Origin of the sequence: Pseudoalteromonas sp. HF66 (genome assembly GCF_011806445.1) — a bacterium.
GTDB classification, from domain to species: domain Bacteria; phylum Pseudomonadota; class Gammaproteobacteria; order Enterobacterales; family Alteromonadaceae; genus Pseudoalteromonas; species Pseudoalteromonas apostichopi.
This window is the reverse complement of record NZ_JAATOU010000005.1, coordinates 13,333-34,667: the sequence shown is the minus strand read 5'-3', so window position 1 is coordinate 34,667 and position 21,335 is coordinate 13,333. Positions and strand designations below refer to the sequence as shown.

Below are 21,335 nucleotides of genomic sequence, written 5' to 3'. Positions count from 1 at the left end.
AGCTTTCAGATTAAAAACCAGAGTTTCTAGTTACGAGAGTATAGTTAGCGAGTCAGGTCACGTGTCCGATAAAAATGTGAAATAAGCTGTCGTAGGCGTGAAATTTATTTCGCGCGTTATCTTTTTATATTGCGCGATATAAAATCGCGCCTACAATATCTCGCAACTCGCAACTCGCAACTCGCAACTCGCAATCATTTTATCGGCAAATATATATCCGTTTGCAGGTCACATTCATCTACCTCATGGATGAGGTTGAGGTAATGAAAAAAGCAAGGGAAGTCTCGGACCTCTTCGCCACTTTGCACCAGCCATTCACGGTATAAGTAGTAAACTGTATCGCTAATGGTGTCATGAGAACCATTATGACGTACTACTGCACAGCGTCCTGCTGGGATTTCACCATTACGCACGCCTTGCGGGTTTTCAGTAATCGGTGAGGTGATACTGCCTGCAAAGTCAAAACGAAATGCATGGTCTTCAGTCGTTGCCGGATCGCTATATGGGATCCCATAAGTATTACTCGTTTTAACGGGTGAAAAGCCTGACTCTTTGCGCCACTCAATAAATTGTGCAGCGGTATTCATAAGGGTATTTGCAGCGCCTTGGTGGGTAAGTAACGCCACAGGCTGTGCTTTAAAATCAACAATGTTTACGTTCATAGGGCAAACCTTTTTATCGGGTAATGAAAATTCAAACTGTGAGTGCCAATTAGGCCAGTTTGGTTTGCTTCTGAATTCGCTTGGAGACTGCTTAAATGTGCGCTTAAAAGCACGGCTAAATGCTTCTGGGCTATCAAATTGCGCTTCTAATGCAATATCAATAACTTTAAGTTGATGCTCAAATGCAATTCGAAATGAGGCCCGCTTTAAGCGCGCAAGTTGCGCATATTTGGTGACACTTAGGCCAACCCCCGCGACAAATAAACGATGAAAATGATATTTCGAGCAACATGCCACCTCACTCAGTGTCTCCAGTGATAAAGGTTCATCAAGATGCTGACTAATATAGTCACAGACTAGCTCAATGCGTTGTTGTTGCCTCGTTTTCATAGTTACTCGTTAATGCTTTTCAGAAGTGAGGCCAGTTTGCCATGGCCCCTAAGTCGTTACCTGATTGAAATTGCGCATTTTGCTTAACATTCACGAATTGTAGCAGCTGCTTTTAAGTCAGAGAAAGCGTTAGAAGCTCCTTGAAGAAATCAGGGTAAGATAATTGAATAAATACTTTTTTATCTAGAGCGCAGCGCTTCTTATTCTCTTTATGGGGTTTAGTATTTCTTTGTGTAGCGCGAAGCGCCTCTTAACCTCTTTGTGCAATAAGTATCTTTGATGTAGACGTGAAATTTATTTCGCGTTAAAACAAATTGCACAATGAGAAGTGAATGAGAAGTGAATGAGAAGATAATGAGGGGAAACAATTGATTACTTGTTATTTTCTCTAAAGCGCAGCGCCTCTTAACCTCTTTGTGCAAAAAAATGTCTTGAAGAAGCGTGAAGTTTATTTCGCGTGTTGCGCGATGTAAAATCGCGCCTACAATCTTACCGCTGACCGCTAGGTATTTTAACTTTCCTGCTCAGTTTCTTGCTGTGCTAATTTATCGCGTTCTGCTTTTGAGATGTATGCCGGTTTATTGCTTTTATGCAATTTTGCATTGGCGCGCTTATCTTTTTGCTTAAGTTTAGTGAAGATCTTTTTTCTGCGGTTCATGAGTCTAACAAACGAATTAATAGGGTGAGTGGCTATTGTACCTTGTTGGTATTTTTAAGCGATCTATTTTGCTTGAATTAGAGATGTTATGTCGGCGTTATAAGCGTTACAATCAAGGCGACTTTCTAAAAACCTTCTTAAACTCTGGAGCTTATCTTGAAACATTCATTACTTGCTGCATTTTTATTAAGTGCTTTCTCTAGTCAGGCAGCTGTGTCTGAGCAAAGTGAAAAGCTGGCTAACTACGCGGTAGAGCAATATCAACAAGCGCAAATTCATACCTTAGAGAATTTAGTTTCGTACCCAACAGTGAATAAAGAAGGTCTAGCGACTCCTGATAACCCTGATTTCATTGGCTTTAAGTCGTTCTTAAAAATGAAAGCGGCGCAGTTTGGTTTTGATTACCAAGATTTAGGCTACACAGTATTAATTGGCATGGGTAACCAAGCTGACAAAGTAACCATAGTAACCCATGGTGATGTGCAGCCAGCAGATGCCAGTAAATGGCAGCAAAGTCCATTTAAAATGGATAAAACCTCTGAGCCAGGAAAGCTAATAGCCCGTGGGACAGAAGATGACAAAGGTGCTATTGCGACTGCATTGCATGCAATGAAGGCGATTAAAGACAACGGCATTACTTTAAATAACCGTATTGAATTAATGGTTTACCTTGCTGAAGAATCAGATTGGGCACCACTCGAAGAGTTCATGAAAACCTATCAGCAACCTAAATATGCTGTCACTATTGATGCTTCATACCCTGTGGTTGTTGCAGAAAAAGGCTGGAGCTTAATTGCGCCGACTTTCTCAGCAACCTCAGCACAAACAGGTTTATATGTCAGTGACTTAAAAGGCGGCGCCTTTGTTAGCCAAATCCCTGAAGATGCCAGTGTGTTAGTGCATAACGCTGATGCGGCGACTGTGGCTAAATTACACGATAATGTCGCTAAGCTTAAAAACGTCAAAGTGGCGATGACTGAGCAAGCAAATGGTTTGTTAGTGAAAGTGAAGGGGATTTCAGCGCATTCTTCTGAGCCAGAAGCGGGTGAAAATGCGATTGCTCACCTTGCTGAAATCTTCAAAGGCATCGATCTTGAGAACAATAGCGATGGTCAAGCAATTGAGTTTATCAATCAGCTAATTGGTCTTGATTTATATGGCGCGCAATTCGGTGAAATCGGTTACAAGCATGACTTTATGGGTCCGATGACCGTTTCGCCAACTTTATTAAGCCGCGACGGTAACGACATTAAACTGTCGATTAATATGCGTCGTCCAGTGGGTAAACAAGAAACCGTGCTTAGGCAGCAAATTAATGAAGCGCTTAGTGCTTGGCAAACCACGAATAATGTTACGTTAAAAGACACTAAAGTGGTAATTGGTACGCCAATGCTATTAGATGGTGCGCCTCATGCAGAAGCGCTACTCGATATCTTTAAGCACTTTACCGGCGATAAAGACGCGGGCTTTGTATCAATCGGTGGTGGCACAAATGCTAAGCTATTTGATAATGCGGTGTCATTCGGTCCATCAATGCCAGGTAAAAAGTACACAGGCCACTCAGAGCATGAGTTTATTACTGAAGAGCAGTTAGCACTGAACTTAAAGATGTACACTGCAATGATGATGAAGCTAGGTAATATGTAATTCTACATACTAATAAACGCCACTTTTAAAGTGGCGTTTTTGTTTAAAACTGGTGACTCATTCCTATTTAGAATTGGGCAACAAACTTAAGGTTATAAAGTTCAGCAGAGCCGCTTTCAGTGTAATTCGCGGTTAAATAATAGCGATCGTTAATAAAGTACTTACCTTGTAAAACGAGTTCAGAGTCATCCAACCCTGCACCTATGGCATAGTGATCGCCGAAGTAGTAGCTGATCATGGCATTGCTTGCTGATTCATAAAGGCTGTCTTGGTGGCCAACATCGACGGTAATGTAATGGCTGCCGCTTAAATGATTAAAGTATCTGGCAGAGACATTCCAAACGTCGAGTTCATCATCTGTTTCTGCGCTAAAACCAAGGTAATCCTTATCGTTGATTTGGAGGTTATACTGGGCTTTTAAGCGAAAATAATCATCACCATATTCACGCACATCCCTATTTACAGAGACTTTTAAGGCATCAATAAATAAGTAGCCTATTCCTAAGGTATAGTCATCAGTATCATCAACATCGTAAATTTCACCTGTAACAAACCAATTTTTATAATAACCTTCACCAAACATGCCAAGATAATCAGTGTAATCGCTATTAAAGTAATTCACTCGGATGTTTGAATCTGTATCTAGGTAGCCATAATCATCGAGCACACCCGAGCTCTGCTGCTCCTCAAAGTAGTAATGGCTCACTAATTGGTAAGCATTAAAACTATATCTGTTATTCTCGATGTGCGTATAGTCGATACTATTGAACCATTGTTTATTTACTTGTTGTTCTGTTGCGATTGAGCAGCTTGAATAAGCAAGTGTTGCAAGAGCAATAGGGGCTAGTTGTTTAAACATACATATCCTTGTTGTATTTGGTTTTGTTTCAGAAACATAATACAACAAGCTGGTATTTACATTGTAATAAAGTGTTGTGGGTTTGTAAGAGTCGCATAACTAATCGCCATAATACTTAATTAAGCATATTGGTATGAAAAGGCCAAGCAACGCTTGGCCAAGTGTGATTAATTAAGCTTTGTGGTGAGTGATATTTCGGCATTCATCAGTTTAGAAATAGGGCAGCCCTGCTTGGTTTGCTCGCAAAGTTGCTCAAACTTTTCGGTCGAAATTTCAGTTATTTTCGCGCTGACATCAAGTGCAATGTGGCTCACTTCGAAGCCGTCATCAACTTCATCAAGGCTCACTGTTGCTTTGGTAGTTATGTCGTCAGCGACAAAGCCTGCTTCTGTTAATGCCAGCGATAGCGCCATGCTAAAACAGCTACTGTGTGCCGCTGCAACCAGTTCTTCAGGGTTAGTACCTGGCTTATCTTCAAAGCGAGTATTAAAACCAAATGGCTGTTTATCAAGCGCACCGCTTTGACTAGAAATATAGCCTTTGCCAGATTTAATATCACCAGACCAACTCGTATGTGCAGATTTTTTAATCGTCATTGTCATCTCCTTTGTAAATTTTTTCGGCTACCGTGAAAGGCTTTCAGGGTTTTGTGCCGAAAACTGTGAGTTAACGATATAAGTGCAACTTAAACGCCAATATTTCTTTTCGCTTCGCGCTTGCAACGCTCAGAGCAGTATTTAACATGCTCCCAGTCACGCTGCCACTTTTTACGCCATATAAATGGCCTGTCACAAACTGGGCAAGTTTTGCTGGGTAAATTAAGCTTTTTATGAACCATGCTGTTGCTTTTTAAGGCTTGTAATATGCTGGCGTAGTACGGCTTTTGTGCCACGCTTCACATCATCACGCTCTCGAAATGACCATAATCGCTCACGAGCATCCTTGGCAGCGCGTTCTATATCGACCATGGGCTCTGGGTAGTCCTCGCCGAGTTTAAAATTATTAAACACGGCTTCCATTGGTGGCTGTTGCCATGGCTGGTGGAGATCCTCTATGGGTAATTCTTTAAGCTCAGGGCACCAGGTTTTAATAAAAAAGCCATCAGGATCTTTGTCTTTTGATTGCTTAATTGGGTTATATAAACGAATAGTGTTAGTTCCTGTGACCGATGCTTGCATTTGGATTTGTGGGTAGTGAATACCCGGCTCAAAATCTAAAAAATAACGCGATAAAATAAAGCTGACTGATTGCCAATGGATATTCATATGATGGGTCATAAAACTCACTAACATAGCGCGCATTCGAAAGTTAATGTAACCCGTTGCTGCTAGACAGCGCATGCAAGCATCAATAATAGGAATACCTGTTTGACCTTGCTCAAAGCGCTTTAAGTGCTCTGCAACGAGTTCATCATCGCGATAAGGGTAACGCAGGTAGCCTGCATTTTGCGGTGCAAACTCCATACTGCATTGAGTTTCGAACTTTTGCATAAAATGACAATGCCAATGAAGCCTAGACTCAAAAGCATGTAATGAACGACGCCAGCTTCTTGGTTGCTTGGGGAGGTAATACTTTAATGTCTGATAAACTTGTCTCAGACTTAAATTTCCCCATGCTAAATAAGGAGAGAGCCTAGAGCATGCATACCTACTTTGTGATGGGCTGGAAATTCCTTTTTGATAACCTGCAGCACGACTTTCGATAAAACTCCTCAGGGTAGCTCTAGCAGCATGAGGTCCGCCATATTGAAAATATTTATCATGGGATACTAATTTATTTATGTAGTTCGGTATTTGATATTTTTTAGGTAGTATTGCTTTAAACTTGAGCCAGTCAGGGTTATCAAGGGATTCATTCATCACTGTGTGCCAGTGATCTTGCCAGTCACATTGTTTGGGACGAGCTCTAATTACACCGCCCAGAGGTGTTTCATTCCATGTAATTGCTCTTTTTTCAAGCCAATGCCTAACATCTTTGTCTCTGTTGTAGGTGTTTAGTAGGCCAATTTCTTGATGACTGTATACGGTCTTTATTTCAAATTCATCATTAAGTGTTTTAAATAAACTGATCATTTCTTGATTATAAATAGCAACTTGAGTCTGATACTTTTTAAGTTGTTTATTCATATCGACTAATGACTGATAAACAAAGCGCCAATGTCTTAAGCTGTAATGAGGGTCTTCAATCAGCAAAGGCTCGAAGTTATAAACTAACAAGCAAGGGAGATCAGATTGTACTGCTTTGGCAAGAGGTGTGTGATCAGAAAACCTTAAATCACGCTTGAACCACACTATATTAATTGCTTGTTTTTTTAAATTACTCATGACTATTGCTACTTTTAACTTCTGAGCAGCAATACGGGTTATAAAGCGTTTTAGATTACTAAGAGTTGAGTACAGATAATAATAAAGCGGTCATGATGACCGCTTTATTGCTTAGCTTTAAGGTATTGGCGTTTTAGATTGAAGCAGCGAAAGATTTAATCTCATTTGCCGCCGTTTCTAAGCTTTCCTCTGCGCCCGGCATCGCTAAGCCTTCAGCATAAATAAAGTTAACATCTGTCATACCCACAAAACCAAGTACATCTTTTAAGTATTTAGTTTGGGTATCCATGTCGGTGCCTTGATAGATACCACCACGCGCTGCAAGTACTACGACTTTTTTGTCTTTAATTAAACCCACAGGTCCTTGCTCAGTGTATTTAAATGTAATACCAGCACGAGCAATACGATCAATCCAAGCTTTAAATGTTGATGGAATACCAAAGTTATACATTGGCATACCAATAACGATAAGTTCGTTGTCGTTAAGTTCCGCGATTAAATCGTCAGAAATTGCAGCAAGGGCTTTTTGCTCATCGCTACGTTCGTTTGCATCAGTCATCCAAGCAGCCATTTCTGTCTGCGTTAAGTGGGCAATCGCATTGTCGCTTAAATCGCGAGTTGTTACTGAAATTTGTTGGTTGTTAGCAAGCTGCTCAACAAATTGTTGGCTAAGCTTGGTTGAATTACCTTGTTCACCATTTAAAGATGAATTTAACACAAGTACTTTTTTCATCATGTCACCTAAGAAAACTGAAGTTGTGCAGTCATTATAATTAGCAATAAATAAATTAATAATGCTATTAATCGAGTGGTTTATTCGTTTTAAACGAATGAAACTGTGCCTAAATATGCCCGCTGGTCATCTTTTGTAATTTAATGTTATTATTGTAGGAACAATAAAAATGGACTTTACTATGAAGTACTTACTGCTTACATTTTTTGCAGTGCTCAGCTTAATGCCCCGTGCTGCTGAAAACACACAACTCCCTGTAGAATCTTTTGCCTCTTTACGCGCTTTTAGCCAAGTAAAATTTTCGCCAAATGGTAAAAATTTATCGTTTATTCGAAATGTAAATGGTGAGCTGGTTTTAATGGTTTATAACCGTAAAACTAAAGAAGCTGATTCTATTATTCGTTCAGATAATCACACTATTTTCTTCGATTGGTATGAATGGGCAAATGATGAGGTACTACTTTTAGGTGCCCGCTATATTCAACGCCAATTTGGCGGCCCTAAATATACCTCTACGCGTTTATATGCATATAAAATTGGTGGTGATGGAAAGGCGAAACTGGCTATAAAGCCTAACTTTAATCGTGATGAACGCCAACCGCAATTTGGTGATCAGGTCATCAGCTTTTTACCCGATAAAAAAGATAAAATTTTAGTTCAAGGTGACTTTGATGTTGCCAATGCCCCTGGCGTGTATGAACTTGATTTAAGTACACTTCGTAAGAAAAAAATTCAGCGCTCACGCAGTAAAGTTATTGATTGGACAGCAGACCGCCAAGGTAATGTGCGTATTGCCCTTAAAATGGATGAAGACGAATTTGAATATATTCTTTATGACGAAGATCGAGATAACCGTAATACGTTATTCAAATATAAAGCATTTAGCCCTGATGTAGTGACTGTTTTGGGCTTCGATAAAGACCCTAATATTCTTTATTTCAAAGCTCTTAAAGATGGCTATGATGCGCTTTATAAAATGGACCTAACGACCATGAAGAAAGAGTTAGTGTTCAGCGATGATAATTATGACTTCGACGGTCATATTTTTTATTCTTCACTTACTGGTGAAGTAGCAGGGTTTACGCACTCTCAATTAGATGAGGGGATCCGTTACTGGGATGAAGATTTAAACAACCTTTATAATGGCTTACGCGCTGTATTGCCAGCAGATAAGTTTGATATTGATATTATTGATACCAGTAAAGAACAGCGTCAATACGTGGTTTACGTTTCAGGTGATCAAATCCCTGGTACCTATATGTTGGGTGACCGAGATTCTAACGAATTAACTGCATTTGCCTCGGCATTTCCAGATATTGATGACACAGTTTACAGCGGTAAAAAGAAAATCAGTTATAAAGCCCGTGATGGCTTAACTATTGAAGGGTATTTAACTTTGCCTGTGGGCTACAAAGAAGGTGATAAATTACCAACAATTGTGTTCCCGCATGGCGGGCCTATGGCTCGTGATTACGCTGGTTTTGACTATTGGACTGCGTTACTTGCTTATAATGGTTATGCAGTACTACAACCAAACTTTCGTGGTTCAAGTGGCTATGGGCATGAATTTGAGATGGCTGCAGTTCAAGGTTTTGGTAAAGAAATGCAAGATGATTTGCAAGATGCGGCGAATTGGCTTGTTGAAGAAGGTATCGCTAATGAAGATAAAATCTGTATTGGTGGGGCAAGTTATGGTGGTTATGCCGCATTGATGGCGGTGGTTAAGCACCCAGAAACATTCAAATGTGCAGCAAGCTTTGCTGGCGTTACTGATCTTGAGCGTATTGTTAGTAAAGCGCGTTATTTCACTAATAAAGAAATTGTGCGTAAGCAGTTTGGGACTGATGGCGACAAACTAGAAAAAGTGTCGCCTGTTAATTTTGCAAAGCAAATTAATCGTCCGGTGCTATTGGTTCATGGCTCTGATGATAATGTGGTGCCTGTTTATCATAGCCGTGAAATGGATGATGAACTTAAAGACGAAGGCAAAGATGTTACTTATATTGAGCTCGAAGATGGCGACCATTACTTATCGCACCAGCCATATAGAATTAAAACATTGAAAGCGTTTTTAGAATTCTTCGATAAGAACTTGAAAAACTAGCAGAGAAAAGGCGACCTAGGTCGCCTTTTTTAATTACTGATTCTGCGTCAATTTTATTTATAGGCTAATTCAGCGTCAATATTGCGCATTAAGTTGGTAACCCAGTTAATGTATTGGCGGTGAATCTTTTCACCATTGTAATCAAGGTTTATCGAATCTTTGTAATCAATAGAGTATTCTTGCTCGTTAAACGTAATATCAACACGTAATTGATGTTTACGAATATCAAGTTTACCTAAGATTTGACCTTCGGCATTTGAACGACATGTCCAGCCTAGTTTCATGCATGCTTTTAAAATATTGGTTTTGATACTTTCAAGGTCATGTTGGCCAGAGGCCATTTGCGGTACAGGGTTAGCGTCAAAGTTACGAATAGGCACACTGGTGCTACAAGCAGAAAGTGTAAGTAGCGTAAGAAGTGCAAAAGCTGCCTTTTTCATAGTAAATCCTTTTTATGGGAACAAAATTAGCGCGATTATGCGCTTTTTTTAAGGCAGGATCTAGACATCAGGCAAAAACCACGCACTGATAGCACCAACTAAGCCTAAGATACTGTAGAAAAAAATCAACTCAGCAGTTGTTAAATAGCTATTTAGTAAGCCGACACTACCCAGTAATAATAATATAACCCCAATCACCGTATTACTGACGGAAACATAGTCAGTACGCTTGTTACCTTCAGCCATATCAACAAGGTAGGTTTTACGCCCAAGTCGAACCCCTTGATGAGCTACTGTGAGTAAAAAATAACATAGTGGTAATAGCCAGAACTCATTGAGCGTTTGTGGGCTGAAATAAGCAACTAAATACACCGCGAAGCCATTAACAGTAACAAGCATAGCAGCAAACATTAATACTTTACGGCTCGATAAATCACTTAGTCGACCCCAAATAGGCGCAGAGACTAAACTGGCAAGCCCAGAAAGTGCCATAAACGTAGCAAGCAATGAAAAGTCGAAAGCTTGTTCACTGGCAAGGACAATATAAAAAGGTGCACTCAAAGCAGAGCATAACAACAATGCTCGCGTGACAATAAAATGTGCAAATTGCTTATCTTGATAAAGCAGTTTTAATTTTGATAAGGCATGTAATAAGCCGTTTTCAGCGCCTTCGGTTGCGCCTTTGTATTCTTGAATACGACTATAACTGAGTGCTGCAAACAACCACATCAAAGCAGCCAACATTAATGCGACATAAACCCCATTTTCATAGCCAAGGCTTTGTAGGTACCACAGACCAAGACCAAAGGTGAGCGTCGCAAACCCGGCAAAACTGGCAGCAAGACCACTAATGCTGCCGCGTTGTTGTTTAGGAATAACCTTGCCCAGTACATCTTTTGCGGCAATCGAGTTAAAGCCGCGAGCGAGGCTAAAGACAATCAAAATAGCAATGATAGCAAAACCAGCACTTGCGCCTTGTAAGGTCAAAGCACAAACTAGCATGCCAACAATACATAAAGCTTGCACAATCGCACCAATCACCCACACCCACTTTCTGACCGATAGCTGACGAATTAAACTTGCAATTGCCAGTTGTGGCAGCATTGAACCAGACTCACGGATAGGCACAAGCCATGCTATAAAACTAGTTGGTACATTAATGCTTTGTAAAAGCCAGGGCAGGGTTACTTTTGGGTTTAATAGAGCATCGGCAAATTTACTGAATAGCTGGCTAACTAATAAGGTAATAAAATTGCCGGGTACTACCTTACAAGCTGCTTCATCAATTGCCTTACAAGCACGGGCATCTTCAGTGTTACTGAGGCGTTGGTAAATGTCTTCTTTGCTGAGTTTATTCATGTGGTTTAAAGTTATAAAAAAGGGCTAGTAAAGCCCTTAAAAATCATCCTTAGAGTGACGCTCAGCTAGTTGCTCAGTTTCATCACCCCATGTTTTATTGACTCTGCGACCACGTTTTACCGCAGGGCGACGCTCAATTTGTTTCGCCCAGCGAAGAACATGGCTGTATGACTCAACATCTAAGAACTCAGCTGCATCATATAGGTTACCAAGCACTAAATTGCCATACCAAGGCCAAATCGCTATATCAGCAATCGAATATTCGCTACCTGCCATGTAGTCATGGTCGCTCAAATGACGGTTTAGTACATCTAACTGGCGTTTAACTTCCATAGTAAAGCGATCTATCGGGTACTGCATTTTGAAAGGCGCGTAACTATAAAAGTGACCGAAGCCACCGCCTAAATAGGGGGCAGAACCCATTTGCCAAAATAACCAATTACGACATTCTGTTTTACTGGCATGATCGCTTGGTATTAGAGAATCAAACTTTTCTGCCAGGTATTGTAAAATTGCGCCTGACTCAAACACGCGCGTAACGGGTGTAGTACTGTGATCCATTAAGGCTGGAATTTTTGAATTAGGGTTAACACTCACAAACCCTGAAGAGAATTGATCACCATCGCCAATTTTAATTAAAAATGCATCGTAGTCGGCTTCATCAATACCAAGCTCTAATAGCTCTTCGAGCATGATAGTCACTTTTTGGCCATTCGGTGTCGCAAGAGAGTAGAGTTGAAGATCATGTTTACCAACGGGCAAGTCTTGCTCGTGGGTCGCACCTGAGACCGGACGATTCGTCTTCGCCCATTCACCACCGTTTTCTGCATCCCATTGCCACACTTTAGGTGGCGTATAACTGTCGGTATTACTCATTGAAACTCCTAAATTGTGCTTTAATGAATGTCATTACGAGACTACCATCCTAGTTGATCAGATAGATCAAGGGAAGTACAGTTATTAATTATGAATAATAAGGAGGATGACATGAAAAAGCATGGTTTAGCTATAGGGCTTGAGCGAACAGGTACGACTTTTTATCTCACTATTAAAGTGGTGGGTAAGTTAACGCACGACGATTACAAAACCCTCACCCCTCTCATTGATAATGCAGTAGCCGCAGTCCCAGGTGCAAAAATAAGAGCCTATGTTGATATTACTGAACTAGAAGGCTGGGAGTTGCAAGCCGCTTGGGATGACTTCAAATTGGGGCTTAAACACAACAAAGAATTTTGCCGTATTGCAGTGCTTGGCAACAAAAACTGGCAACAAGTGGCAAGTAAAGTGGGCAACTGGTTTATTAGTGGCGAAGTGAAATATTTTGAAGATCCAATTATTGCCACACAGTGGTTAGACGAATAAGGAATTGTGTGATAGAAAACTATCAATTAAAGGTCGCGACGTTTAATTTATATAATTATTTAGCGCCACCTGACGCATTTTATGATTTTCAGCGAATTTATAGCGCTGAGCAATGGGCTAAAAAGCAGCGCTGGTTGGCCGATTACCTTAAAAACCAGCAGCCAGATATTATTGGCTTTCAAGAAGTGTTCAGTATTAATGAACTTAAACAGCAAGTTAACGCACAAGGTTATCCCTATTTTGCGGTAGTTGATGAACCGACTGTGATTGATGACTTTATTTATCGCGATCCGGTCGTTGCCATTGCCTCGCGGTATAAAATTGTTGATGTAAGTCAGGTTGAGGCAGAACAAGACGATGTTTTAGCTATGGGCTTGAGTGCTCGTTTTAACTTTAGCCGCAGCATTATTCGCGCAACACTTGAGGTACCTCACTTAGGACAGGTCGATTGCTATGTGGTGCACTTTAAATCAAAGCGCAGCATGCTCCATCACCAAGATGATGAAAGCCACAGCGAACAGCAAAACTTAGTTATGCAGTTAAAATCGCAAGCCCTTGGGCGCTGGGCATCAAGTATGCAGCGTGGCAGTGAAGCAGCGCTGTTACTCGTTGAAATTATTAAGCGCAGAGCGCACACCAATAACCCTGTGATTGTGATGGGGGACTTTAATAATGAGTTACACGATGGTGTGCTTAACCATTTAATCGCTGACCACCTTCGTTTTAGCGGTCATAGGCAAAATAGCCCATCTCGTTCAGAGTTCAAACTACAAGATAGTTGGCAACTCTATCAGCGCCATGTTGTCACCGAGAACGATAGAGAAGCCACCCACTATTTTGGCAGTAGCAGCTCAGTATTTGATTATATTCTGTTATCCCGTGAGTTTGATGCCGGATTTCAGGGCAGCTTTTTTGAGGTATTTGATTATCACACCTATGATCAGCATTTAATCAACCCCCAGTTTGCCTATGATGATCAGAGTACGGATCATGGTGTCGTGATGGTGACAATGAAGTTGCGAGACTAGAAGCTCTCAGCTTTCAGTTTAAAGCTTAGGGTACTTTTGTTTATCACGCTTTGCCATAATATAACCGATGAATGCGCCGCTAATTGCGCCGAATAAATGGCTTTCGAATGAAATATGAATGCGCTGCGGGAAGACACCCCAAATCAGGCCGCTGTATAACACTACAACCGCAATACTAATTAAAATGGCTTTGAATGAGCGGTGCATAATGCCATAGCAAATTAAGTAGCCCCATAAACCGTAAATAACACCACTTAGTCCAACATGAATATTGCTGCGACCAAATAGCCAAACTAATAAACCGCCAATAATTGCTGTACCGGCAAACACCAGCCAGAAACGTTTAACGCTAAATTGGCAAACTAGCCACCCGAGAATAGCAAATGGCACTAGATTACTGAAAAGATGTGCCCAACCACCATGTAAAAATGGCGCAAAAAACACCCCTGATAGGCCTGACATTTGTCGTGGCAAAATACCTAAACCGTTTAAGTTTATGCCGGGTAGGCTATTAATTATTTGCAGTACAAGGGACACAAGCATAATGCCTAAAATTGCGAATCGCTTACTACTGATAGGAGGAAGTTTGGCAACTTTTTTTTCAGTCATGATGAGAAGCTCTTAAATCAATTTGACCGAATGAGTATAACTTATTAAAAGTGAAGGTAAACACCTTGACGTACAAGGTATTTACCTAAGGTTTAGGGCTAACCTAATTTGGTAAGCAGTTTTTTCGCAGCAAGCTCAGAACTTGCTGGGTTTTGCCCTGTGATTAAAAGGCCATCTTCAATGGCTAGTACACCCCAATCATCGGTTTTTTGATATTGCCCGCCTTGCTTTTTGAGCTCATCTTCAACCAATAATGGTACGACATTGGTAAGCTGTACGGCATCTTCTTCAGAGTTACTAAAGCCTGTGACTTTTTTATCAAATACTACAGATTTACCAGCTGAATTTTTCGCATTAAGCAGTACTGCACTGGCGTGACACACGGCACCCACTGGCTTGTCTGAGTTAAGAAATTGCTCAATTAAGTTAATCGAATCTTGGTTATCAACTAAATCCCATAAAGGGCCGTGGCCACCTGGGTAGAAAACGGCATCAAAATCACCGGCTTTTACTTCATTTAATGGTTTAGTATTTGCCATTAATGTTTGTGCTGCGCTGTCTTGTTCAAAGCGTTTAGTCGCATCAGTTGCAGCATCAGGCGCTGCGCTATTTGGATCAACTGGTGGTTGGCCACCTTTAACAGATGCTAAAGTTACCTCTGCCCCGGCATCAATAAAGGCGTAGTAGGGGGCTGCAAACTCTTCCACCCAAAAGCCTGTTTTATGGCCGGTATCGCCAAGCTCATCATGAGAAGTAAGTACCATTAAAATTTTCTTAGCTGACATAGTGAATCCCTTTTTGCTTATTAAATATCGTTAATAACACTATAGGGGCGAAAATAGAGTTAAACAACGCAGATAAATTTGACTTCATTGGTTTAATAATTGATACAATGATTCAGGTTAGATTAGGAGTCTGTATGAAAGTATCGTTCGAGCAATTAAAAAGCATGGTGGTGTTTGCCCATATTGTGCAGCAAGGCAGCTTAACTAAAGCAGCTCAACAACTAGGTTTATCAAGGGCTGTTGTCAGCTACCACTTAAAGAAATTAGAGCAACAACTAAAGCTTACGTTACTTAATCGCTCAACGCGTACCATGACCCTTACCGAAGCGGGTATAGCTTATTATGAACGTTGTCAGGCTATCACCGAGCACGCTGAGGCTGCTAACTTACATCTTGAGAACTTAAAGAGTGAACCGGTTGGGGTTATTAAGCTAAGTTGTCCGGTAAATGTTGGTTTGCAGCTTGTGGTACCTGCACTTGCTCAGTTTAGGTGTTTGTATCCGAAAATTGATATCGATTTACAGCTCAGTGACGATGTGGTTGATATCATCAAAGAGGGCTATGACTTAGCGATTAGAGGCGTAGCCCTTGAAAGCTCAAACTTACAAGCGACTAAACTAGCAAGTATGGCGACCTGCTTATGCGGCTCAGTCGATTACTTTACAAAATACCCTATACCAAAGAGCATTGCCGATTTAGCAGAGCATACATGGGTGGTGTATCAACCAAGTAGTGCTGTTGTCACGCTCGAAAAAGATAAACGCCGCTTTGAGGTGGCTGTTAGTGGTGGCATAAGTACAAATAACGCTGCTGCGCGAACTGCCTTTGTTGAAGCTGGGCATGGTTTAGCGAAGATCCCTGTTTATGATGCATTGCCAAGGATCAAAGCGGGATTACTACGCACAATATTAGATGATTACAAGACTGCTGATATTGAGCTTTATGGGGTGTTCCCGCCAGGAGCAGCGGGAAGCAAAAAATTGCGTGTATTATTAGATTACCTAAAGGATTATTTTACTAATCAAGTTGCCACACTGACGGTTTAAATAAGCGTTCGATTAAATAAAGCAACGGCTTGTTGATACATAGTTATTGCAAGAGCTGGATCGTATCGCTCACCTTCATCACGCATAAAGGCATGTTGTGCGTTAACTTCTTGCCACTGGTAATTAATTCCTGTTGCAACAGCTTGTTGGTAAATTTTAAGGCGGCCTTCCTTTGGTACATGTGGATCTTGCTTGCCCCAAATAAAGTGAATCTCACCTTGGATATCTGCCATGCGCTCAAATGAGTTATTCCCCTTTTGTGCTGGTAAGGTATCGCTGTGTATATCTGTCGCATATAAACAAAAAGCGGCCTTGATATTTGGGTTTAAAGCAGCACGGTACGCAAGGTGACCACCAATACATACGCCCATAGCACCAACATTTCCCGTGCAGTAATCTTGCTGAGCCGCAAATGCAATTAAAGCTTCAGTATCTGAGTCATGACTCTCAAGAGGCTTAGCCCATTTGTCGGCGTTGCCTTTATCTTTACCTGCATCATCATAGGCGAGTACCGTCCCAATAGGATTTAACTCATGAAAAACTTCTGGCACTAACACAACAAAACCATGACCAGCAAGTATTGCCGCAGAGCGCGCAATCGGTGCTGTTTCTTGGAAAATCTCAGAATAGAAAATAACACACGGGTATTTACCTTCTTCTACAGGGCGATAAATACTGGTGCGCATTGCGCCTGTTTTAGTCGCTATGTCGTGGCTATGGTGCTGAATAATCATGTTAATCCTTGTAAAAAACGGTTTAGTTAATAATACCTCAGCCCCACCTTTTGGACGAGCAAAAGCCCTTGAAATTTATTGATGCTCAGCTAGCAGGGTACTGCATACAGCTTGCGTAATAAGTGAGAGTAGCAGGCCAGTCTGAGAAAATAGCCATCACACCCACTTGCTTAGCAAGAACATCTATCACATTCATCATTTGCCCATCTTGTTTAATTACGCTGGCAATCGACTGATAATAATAACCACCGCCATTATTTAATGGCCCAGAGCGCTCCAAACTCCATGTAATAATGTTCAGCCCGGCTTGTTTAGCTTTAATTGCATAAAGCGAGGGCACGATTTTACCTGATTCATCAAGGCTCAAAAGCATCCACATTGGTGGTGCGATAATGCGTATTCCGTCGTTATATAGAGTCTGCATTGAAGGCTGCCAAGTTGTTTCATCCATGGCATCAAAGTGTGCTTGCTCATCTCGGCCATCAAGGTAAATACTGTTGTTTGCAAATTCTGGATGATTGTTTAGCCAATACTTCACATCTTCAAGGTTAAATGATTGTGGATAAACATCTTGGCTATTCACCCCTAAGGCCTGATACTCATCAAGCATTTTTTGTGCATAATCTTGCTGGCTAAAACCGTTAAATGGCATGCTGACTTCTGGGCTTTTTAGCTCGGGTGTCATTTTTACACCCAGTGATTTGAATAACTCAATACTTTGCTGGTGGGTCATTACGGTACCACTGTTTGCGTATAAATCAGTGCGCCAGTTTGGTGTTCCTTGCAAATACTCTGCGACCGTTTTGGCATTTGGGTTGGAGCCATCCATTTTAGCTTTTAAGGTTAAAAATTCAGCTTCAGTGATATCGCTGGTGCAGCATTTAGCCTGAGCTGGTTGGCCGTCTTTGGCCGGGGTAAAAGGTTGGCTGCATTTTGCTGCCAGCTCAGGAATCGCTAAAATGTTGGTAGTGGTGTGTAAATCACACTGTGAATGACGGCACACGAGTTGTTTGTCTTTAGTAAAGGCAACGTCACATTCAAGTACGCCAGCGCCCATTCTCGCAGCGGCTAAATATGACTCTTTACTATGCTCAGGAAACTGCATGGGTGCGCCGCGATGACCAATTACAAAGTCAGTTTTGTAAAAAGGGCCATTGCCACATGTCGCAAGTTGCTGCTTTAAGGGCCCATCTGCCATATTGTCGATTAAATAATAAGGCCGCGCGCCAACTTGAACAGCCTGCTCCACAGGCAGACTCTTACAGCCTTGAATAACGAAAACTAAACAACATAAAACCAGTGCGCGCATATCAGCATTCCTCTAATCGAATAGAGTTTAGCCTATCATGTCTGCGTGGCAGTTTTATTAAGTTTCTGATTTATAATAAGTGCTAATAAGATAATCGCTGCGCCGATGGCAAGCTTGATGATATCGGCATCACGATTCCAAATCACAATGTTAACGATGATCCCAGCTGGGATCAGTAGGTTATTCATTACAGCCAAGGCACCTACATTGACAATAGTCGCGCCCTTATTCCACGCGAAATAACCAAGCCCTGAAGCAATCGTGCCTAAGTAAATTAACACGCCCCATTGCGTCGTTGTGGTGGGTAGCTTACTAGTATTGCCAAATAAACCGTAACAAATCAGTGCGACAATTAACGCGCCAATAAAGAACCAAGCAAACACCCGAGAGTGAGGTAATTGCTCATCTTGCATTAAACGTTTGTAGGTTACTTGCCCGGTAGCAAAGCAAATATTGGCTGCCTGCACCATTAACATACCAATGAGGTAGTTCTCATCAACCCCTTCGTAACGAATAGCGACGGCGCCCAAAATAGCTAGCATTGCGGCGAATAAAAACTTGGCATTAAAACGCTTTTCAAGCAAATCGTTTAACAAAGTGATGTAAAGTGGCGTCATTACCGTGAATAGCAGTACCTCGGGCACACTGAGGTACAAAAACGAATGGTAGTAGAAGCTGTACATCACACCAAGTTGTACCGCGCCTATTGCCATGAGCTTGAGTGCTAGGGCCTTAGGGGTCTTACGCCATTGTAAAAATGGTAAAAATACGCAAGTTGCCAAGCCAATTCGCATTAACACACTAAACCATGCATCCACTTGGCCTGCTAAATAAACGCCAATAAGACTAAACGAAAAGGCCCAAAGCAGGGTAACAGCAAATAAGTAGGTCATGTTTGATTAATTTGTAATTTTAAAAATTGCACTATAACAAAAAGCCCGCGTTAATTGCGGGCTTTCATCATTTTGCGAATAATTTTAGGTTATTCAACCAAACCTCGACGCTTTAATAACGCATCTGTTGTTGGTTTTTGACCACGGAACTCAATGTAGCTTTGCATTAAGTCGCGGCTGTTACCTTTTGATAAAATCTCTTTACGGAAATTATCACCGTTTTCACGTGTTAAACCACCTTCTTCAGTCATGTGTGCAAACGCATCAGCTGCGAACACTTCAGTCCAAAGATAAGCGTAGTACCCTGCAGAGTAACCGCCGGCAAATGTGTGGCTAAAGTAGCAAGACTTATAACGAGGTGGTACCGGGTAGTAAGCAATACCGTGCTTGTCTAACGCATCATGTTCAAACTTTTGTACGTCTGTAATGTCAGCATCAACACCAAATGAGTGCCATTCCATATCAAGTAGTGCCGCGGCTAAATATTCAGTTGTATCGAAGCCTTGGTTGAACTTTTGTGATTCTAGTACTTTTGCAAGTAACGCTTTTGGAATCGGTTCACCTGTTTTGTAGTGCTTGGCATAGTTTGCAAGTACTGTGGGTTCAATATTCCAGTCTTCATTTGCTTGTGAAGGGAATTCAACGAAATCGCGTGCTGTTGCTGTGCCCGCTAAACTTGGGTATTTTACATTAGAGAATAGACCATGTGCAGCATGACCAAACTCATGGAACATCGTAGTTACTTCAGAGAAAGTCATCAATGTTGGCTGACCTTCAGCTGGCTTAGGAATATTCTGTGCATTGTAGATCACAGGCATGGTGTCTTTTAGACCGCTTTGGCTAACATAGGCACTCATCCACGCACCACCACGTTTACCTTCACGTGCATAAGGGTCCATGTAGAATAGGCCGATAGCGCTGCCATCTTCGTTAAATACTTCAAACACCATTACGTCTTCGTGATAAACAGGTAGGTCTTTACGCTCTTTAAAGGTAATACCGTAAAGTTTATTCATCGCAAAAAATAGGCCGTCGTGGATCACTGACTGCATTTCAAAGTAAGGCTTAACTAAAGCTGGGTCTAAGTCGTACTTCTCTTGGCGAACTTTTTCAGCGTAAAACGCCCAGTCCCAAGGCTGTAGTGCAAAAGTTTCACCTGACTTTTTGATAACTTGTTGGATTTGCTCTGCTTCTGCTTCTGCTTTAGCAACCGCTTTCGGTGCTAAGTCATCAAGAATGCCGTAAACATTTTCAGTTGTTTGCGCCATACGATTAGTCATTACATACGAAGCCCAATCTTTATAACCAAGTAATGCGGCTTTTTCCGCACGTAGCTTAGTTTCTTTAATGATGATAGGGCCGTTTGTTGCTTGGGCGCGCGTTGAAGAGGTAGTCCAAATCTTTTCACGTAACTTACGGTTTTCAAGGCTTTGTAAGATAGGTTGGCGAGTCGTGTTCACAAGGGTGATCATGTAACCTTCTTTACCTGCTTTTTTTGCAGCGGCAGCTAGGCTTGCGATTTCACCTTCAGATAAACCTGCTAATTCACTTTTATCTTTAACTAAAATTACATCTTCTTTGAATGATTTTAAGATGTTTTGTGAAAACTCAGTTGAAAGCTTGGCAAGTTCTGCATTGATTTCACGCATTTTTGCTTTTTCAGCTTCAGTTAGTTTTGCACCCGCGTTAACGAACTTTTTGTAGTAGTAATCAACAAGGCGTTGATCTTCAGCATTTAAAGATGCTTTGTTGTCGTAAATGCTTTGTACGCGAGCAAATAAAGCTTTGTTTAAGTAAATGTCATCAGTGTGAGCTGACATAATCGGCGCCATTTTCGCGGCGATACGTTGGTACTCACTGTCAGAGATTAAACCTGATAAGTTAAAGAATGCCGCAGAAGTACGGTCTAATAACTCACCAGAAAACTCCATTGCAACAAGGGTATTTTCGAATGTTGCAGGCTCTGGGTTGTTTGCAATCTTTGCAATTTCAGCTTTTTGCTGTGCGATGCCTGCTTCAAACGCTGGCTCGTAATCTTTGGTTGAAATTTTATCAAACTCAGGGGCCATGTATTGTAAAGGGCTTGGCTTGAAAAGAACGTTTGCAACATTGGCTGTTTGTGTTTCAGCGGCAGTTTCAACTTGAGTTTGAGTGTCAGCTTGCTGTGAACTACAAGCAGATAATAAAAACACACTAGCAATTGTAGTTGCTACTAAGGTCTTACGCATGAGAGCTCCAAAAATGTGGATAAATCTTTTCTAACTTATCAAATTTTTGGCTAGAAACAATCAAGTTTGTCGTTTTATTGGGGAATTTGAACGCAAATAATGACAATGAAGGGATAAAGGTGTGTAAAAAGCCATCAATTGTTTATTAATGGCTCACTTAAGTAA

General features: G+C 41.3%; 21 protein-coding genes. 5 read left to right on the top strand and 16 right to left on the bottom strand.

Annotated features, from left to right (window positions below; translation table 11 throughout):
* Positions 1-194 precede the first annotated feature (194 nt).
* Together HCZ11_RS06970 and HCZ11_RS06965 are read right to left on the bottom strand one after the other, a co-directional pair.
* Positions 195-1,052 (bottom strand): GyrI-like domain-containing protein, encoded by an 858-nt coding sequence (locus HCZ11_RS06970; protein ID WP_167658007.1) that lies wholly within the window; start codon positions 1,050-1,052, stop codon positions 195-197.
* Between the two features lie 511 nt (positions 1,053-1,563).
* Entirely contained in the window at positions 1,564-1,710 is a 147-nt protein-coding gene (locus HCZ11_RS06965; protein WP_167658006.1) for a DUF2986 domain-containing protein, read from the bottom strand.
* Positions 1,711-1,866: 156 nt separating this feature from the next.
* On the opposite strand from HCZ11_RS06965, the gene HCZ11_RS06960 reads away from it, so the two are divergent.
* Entirely contained in the window at positions 1,867-3,357 is a 1,491-nt protein-coding gene (locus HCZ11_RS06960; RefSeq protein ID WP_130050952.1) for a dipeptidase, read from the top strand.
* 67 nt (positions 3,358-3,424) lie between these two features.
* On the opposite strand, the gene HCZ11_RS06955 is transcribed toward HCZ11_RS06960, so the two are convergent.
* The 5 genes from HCZ11_RS06955 to HCZ11_RS06935 all read right to left on the bottom strand — a co-directional run bounded on the left by HCZ11_RS06955 (position 3,425) and on the right by HCZ11_RS06935 (position 7,273).
* The gene (locus tag HCZ11_RS06955; protein WP_167658005.1) at positions 3,425-4,216 is read right to left on the bottom strand and encodes a putative porin; all 792 of its coding nucleotides are present in this window, start codon (positions 4,214-4,216) and stop codon (positions 3,425-3,427) included.
* Positions 4,217-4,383: 167 nt separating this feature from the next.
* Positions 4,384-4,812, bottom strand: coding sequence for an OsmC family protein (locus HCZ11_RS06950; RefSeq protein WP_167658004.1), 429 nt, complete (start codon positions 4,810-4,812; stop codon positions 4,384-4,386).
* Between the two features lie 89 nt (positions 4,813-4,901).
* The gene (locus HCZ11_RS06945) at positions 4,902-5,054 is read right to left on the bottom strand and encodes a DUF2256 domain-containing protein (RefSeq protein ID WP_167658003.1); all 153 of its coding nucleotides are present in this window, start codon (positions 5,052-5,054) and stop codon (positions 4,902-4,904) included.
* Positions 5,044-6,540 (bottom strand): cryptochrome/deoxyribodipyrimidine photo-lyase family protein, encoded by a 1,497-nt coding sequence (locus HCZ11_RS06940; protein ID WP_167658002.1) that lies wholly within the window; start codon positions 6,538-6,540, stop codon positions 5,044-5,046. Before HCZ11_RS06940 ends, HCZ11_RS06945 begins: the two co-directional genes overlap by 11 nt.
* Positions 6,541-6,673: 133 nt before the next feature.
* On the bottom strand, positions 6,674-7,273 hold the full coding sequence (locus tag HCZ11_RS06935; protein ID WP_167658001.1) for an FMN-dependent NADH-azoreductase: 600 nt from the start codon (positions 7,271-7,273) through the stop codon (positions 6,674-6,676).
* A gap of 181 nt (positions 7,274-7,454) precedes the next feature.
* Here HCZ11_RS06935 and HCZ11_RS06930 point away from each other — a divergent pair, with 181 nt between their 5' ends.
* Positions 7,455-9,377 carry a S9 family peptidase gene (locus tag HCZ11_RS06930; protein ID WP_167658000.1) on the top strand — a complete coding sequence of 641 codons (1,923 nt, stop codon included), beginning with the start codon at positions 7,455-7,457 and terminating at the stop codon, positions 9,375-9,377.
* Positions 9,378-9,430: 53 nt separating this feature from the next.
* Here HCZ11_RS06930 and HCZ11_RS06925 read toward each other — a convergent pair whose 3' ends face one another.
* The 3 genes from HCZ11_RS06925 to yghU are packed head-to-tail and all read right to left on the bottom strand — an operon-like array spanning position 9,431 to position 12,052.
* Complete coding sequence (locus HCZ11_RS06925; RefSeq protein ID WP_130050958.1) at positions 9,431-9,817, bottom strand: hypothetical protein; 387 nt, start codon at positions 9,815-9,817, stop codon at positions 9,431-9,433.
* A 60-nt stretch (positions 9,818-9,877) separates the two neighbouring features.
* The gene (locus tag HCZ11_RS06920) at positions 9,878-11,176 is read right to left on the bottom strand and encodes an MFS transporter (RefSeq protein ID WP_167657999.1); all 1,299 of its coding nucleotides are present in this window, start codon (positions 11,174-11,176) and stop codon (positions 9,878-9,880) included.
* A gap of 36 nt (positions 11,177-11,212) precedes the next feature.
* Positions 11,213-12,052 carry a glutathione-dependent disulfide-bond oxidoreductase gene (yghU, locus tag HCZ11_RS06915; protein WP_130050960.1) on the bottom strand — a complete coding sequence of 280 codons (840 nt, stop codon included), beginning with the start codon at positions 12,050-12,052 and terminating at the stop codon, positions 11,213-11,215.
* Between the two features lie 111 nt (positions 12,053-12,163).
* On the opposite strand from yghU, the gene HCZ11_RS06910 reads away from it, so the two are divergent.
* Complete coding sequence (locus HCZ11_RS06910; RefSeq protein ID WP_130050961.1) at positions 12,164-12,538, top strand: STAS/SEC14 domain-containing protein; 375 nt, start codon at positions 12,164-12,166, stop codon at positions 12,536-12,538.
* A gap of 8 nt (positions 12,539-12,546) precedes the next feature.
* Positions 12,547-13,566, top strand: a complete 1,020-nt coding sequence (locus tag HCZ11_RS06905) for an endonuclease/exonuclease/phosphatase family protein (protein ID WP_167657998.1) — start codon at positions 12,547-12,549, stop codon at positions 13,564-13,566.
* A gap of 18 nt (positions 13,567-13,584) precedes the next feature.
* On the opposite strand, the gene HCZ11_RS06900 is transcribed toward HCZ11_RS06905, so the two are convergent.
* Both HCZ11_RS06900 and HCZ11_RS06895 read right to left on the bottom strand, forming a co-directional pair.
* Positions 13,585-14,175, bottom strand: a complete 591-nt coding sequence (locus tag HCZ11_RS06900) for a rhomboid family intramembrane serine protease (protein WP_167657997.1) — start codon at positions 14,173-14,175, stop codon at positions 13,585-13,587.
* A 98-nt stretch (positions 14,176-14,273) separates the two neighbouring features.
* A complete protein-coding gene (locus HCZ11_RS06895) occupies positions 14,274-14,960 on the bottom strand; it encodes a type 1 glutamine amidotransferase domain-containing protein (protein ID WP_167657996.1) in 687 nt (228 codons plus the stop codon).
* Positions 14,961-15,094: 134 nt separating this feature from the next.
* Here HCZ11_RS06895 and HCZ11_RS06890 point away from each other — a divergent pair, with 134 nt between their 5' ends.
* Complete coding sequence (locus tag HCZ11_RS06890; protein WP_167657995.1) at positions 15,095-16,006, top strand: LysR family transcriptional regulator; 912 nt, start codon at positions 15,095-15,097, stop codon at positions 16,004-16,006.
* Here HCZ11_RS06890 and HCZ11_RS06885 read toward each other — a convergent pair.
* The 4 genes from HCZ11_RS06885 to HCZ11_RS06870 all read right to left on the bottom strand — a co-directional run bounded on the left by HCZ11_RS06885 (position 16,003) and on the right by HCZ11_RS06870 (position 21,170).
* A complete protein-coding gene (locus HCZ11_RS06885) occupies positions 16,003-16,740 on the bottom strand; it encodes a dienelactone hydrolase family protein (RefSeq protein ID WP_167657994.1) in 738 nt (245 codons plus the stop codon). The genes HCZ11_RS06890 and HCZ11_RS06885 overlap by 4 nt on opposite strands.
* Positions 16,741-16,825: 85 nt before the next feature.
* Positions 16,826-18,049: a glycerophosphodiester phosphodiesterase family protein gene (locus tag HCZ11_RS06880; RefSeq protein ID WP_167657993.1), complete on the bottom strand. Its 1,224-nt coding sequence runs from the start codon at positions 18,047-18,049 to the stop codon at positions 16,826-16,828.
* A gap of 35 nt (positions 18,050-18,084) precedes the next feature.
* Positions 18,085-18,942, bottom strand: coding sequence for a carboxylate/amino acid/amine transporter (locus HCZ11_RS06875; protein WP_130050968.1), 858 nt, complete (start codon positions 18,940-18,942; stop codon positions 18,085-18,087).
* A gap of 89 nt (positions 18,943-19,031) precedes the next feature.
* Entirely contained in the window at positions 19,032-21,170 is a 2,139-nt protein-coding gene (locus tag HCZ11_RS06870; RefSeq protein ID WP_167657992.1) for a M3 family metallopeptidase, read from the bottom strand.
* Positions 21,171-21,335 lie beyond the last annotated feature (165 nt).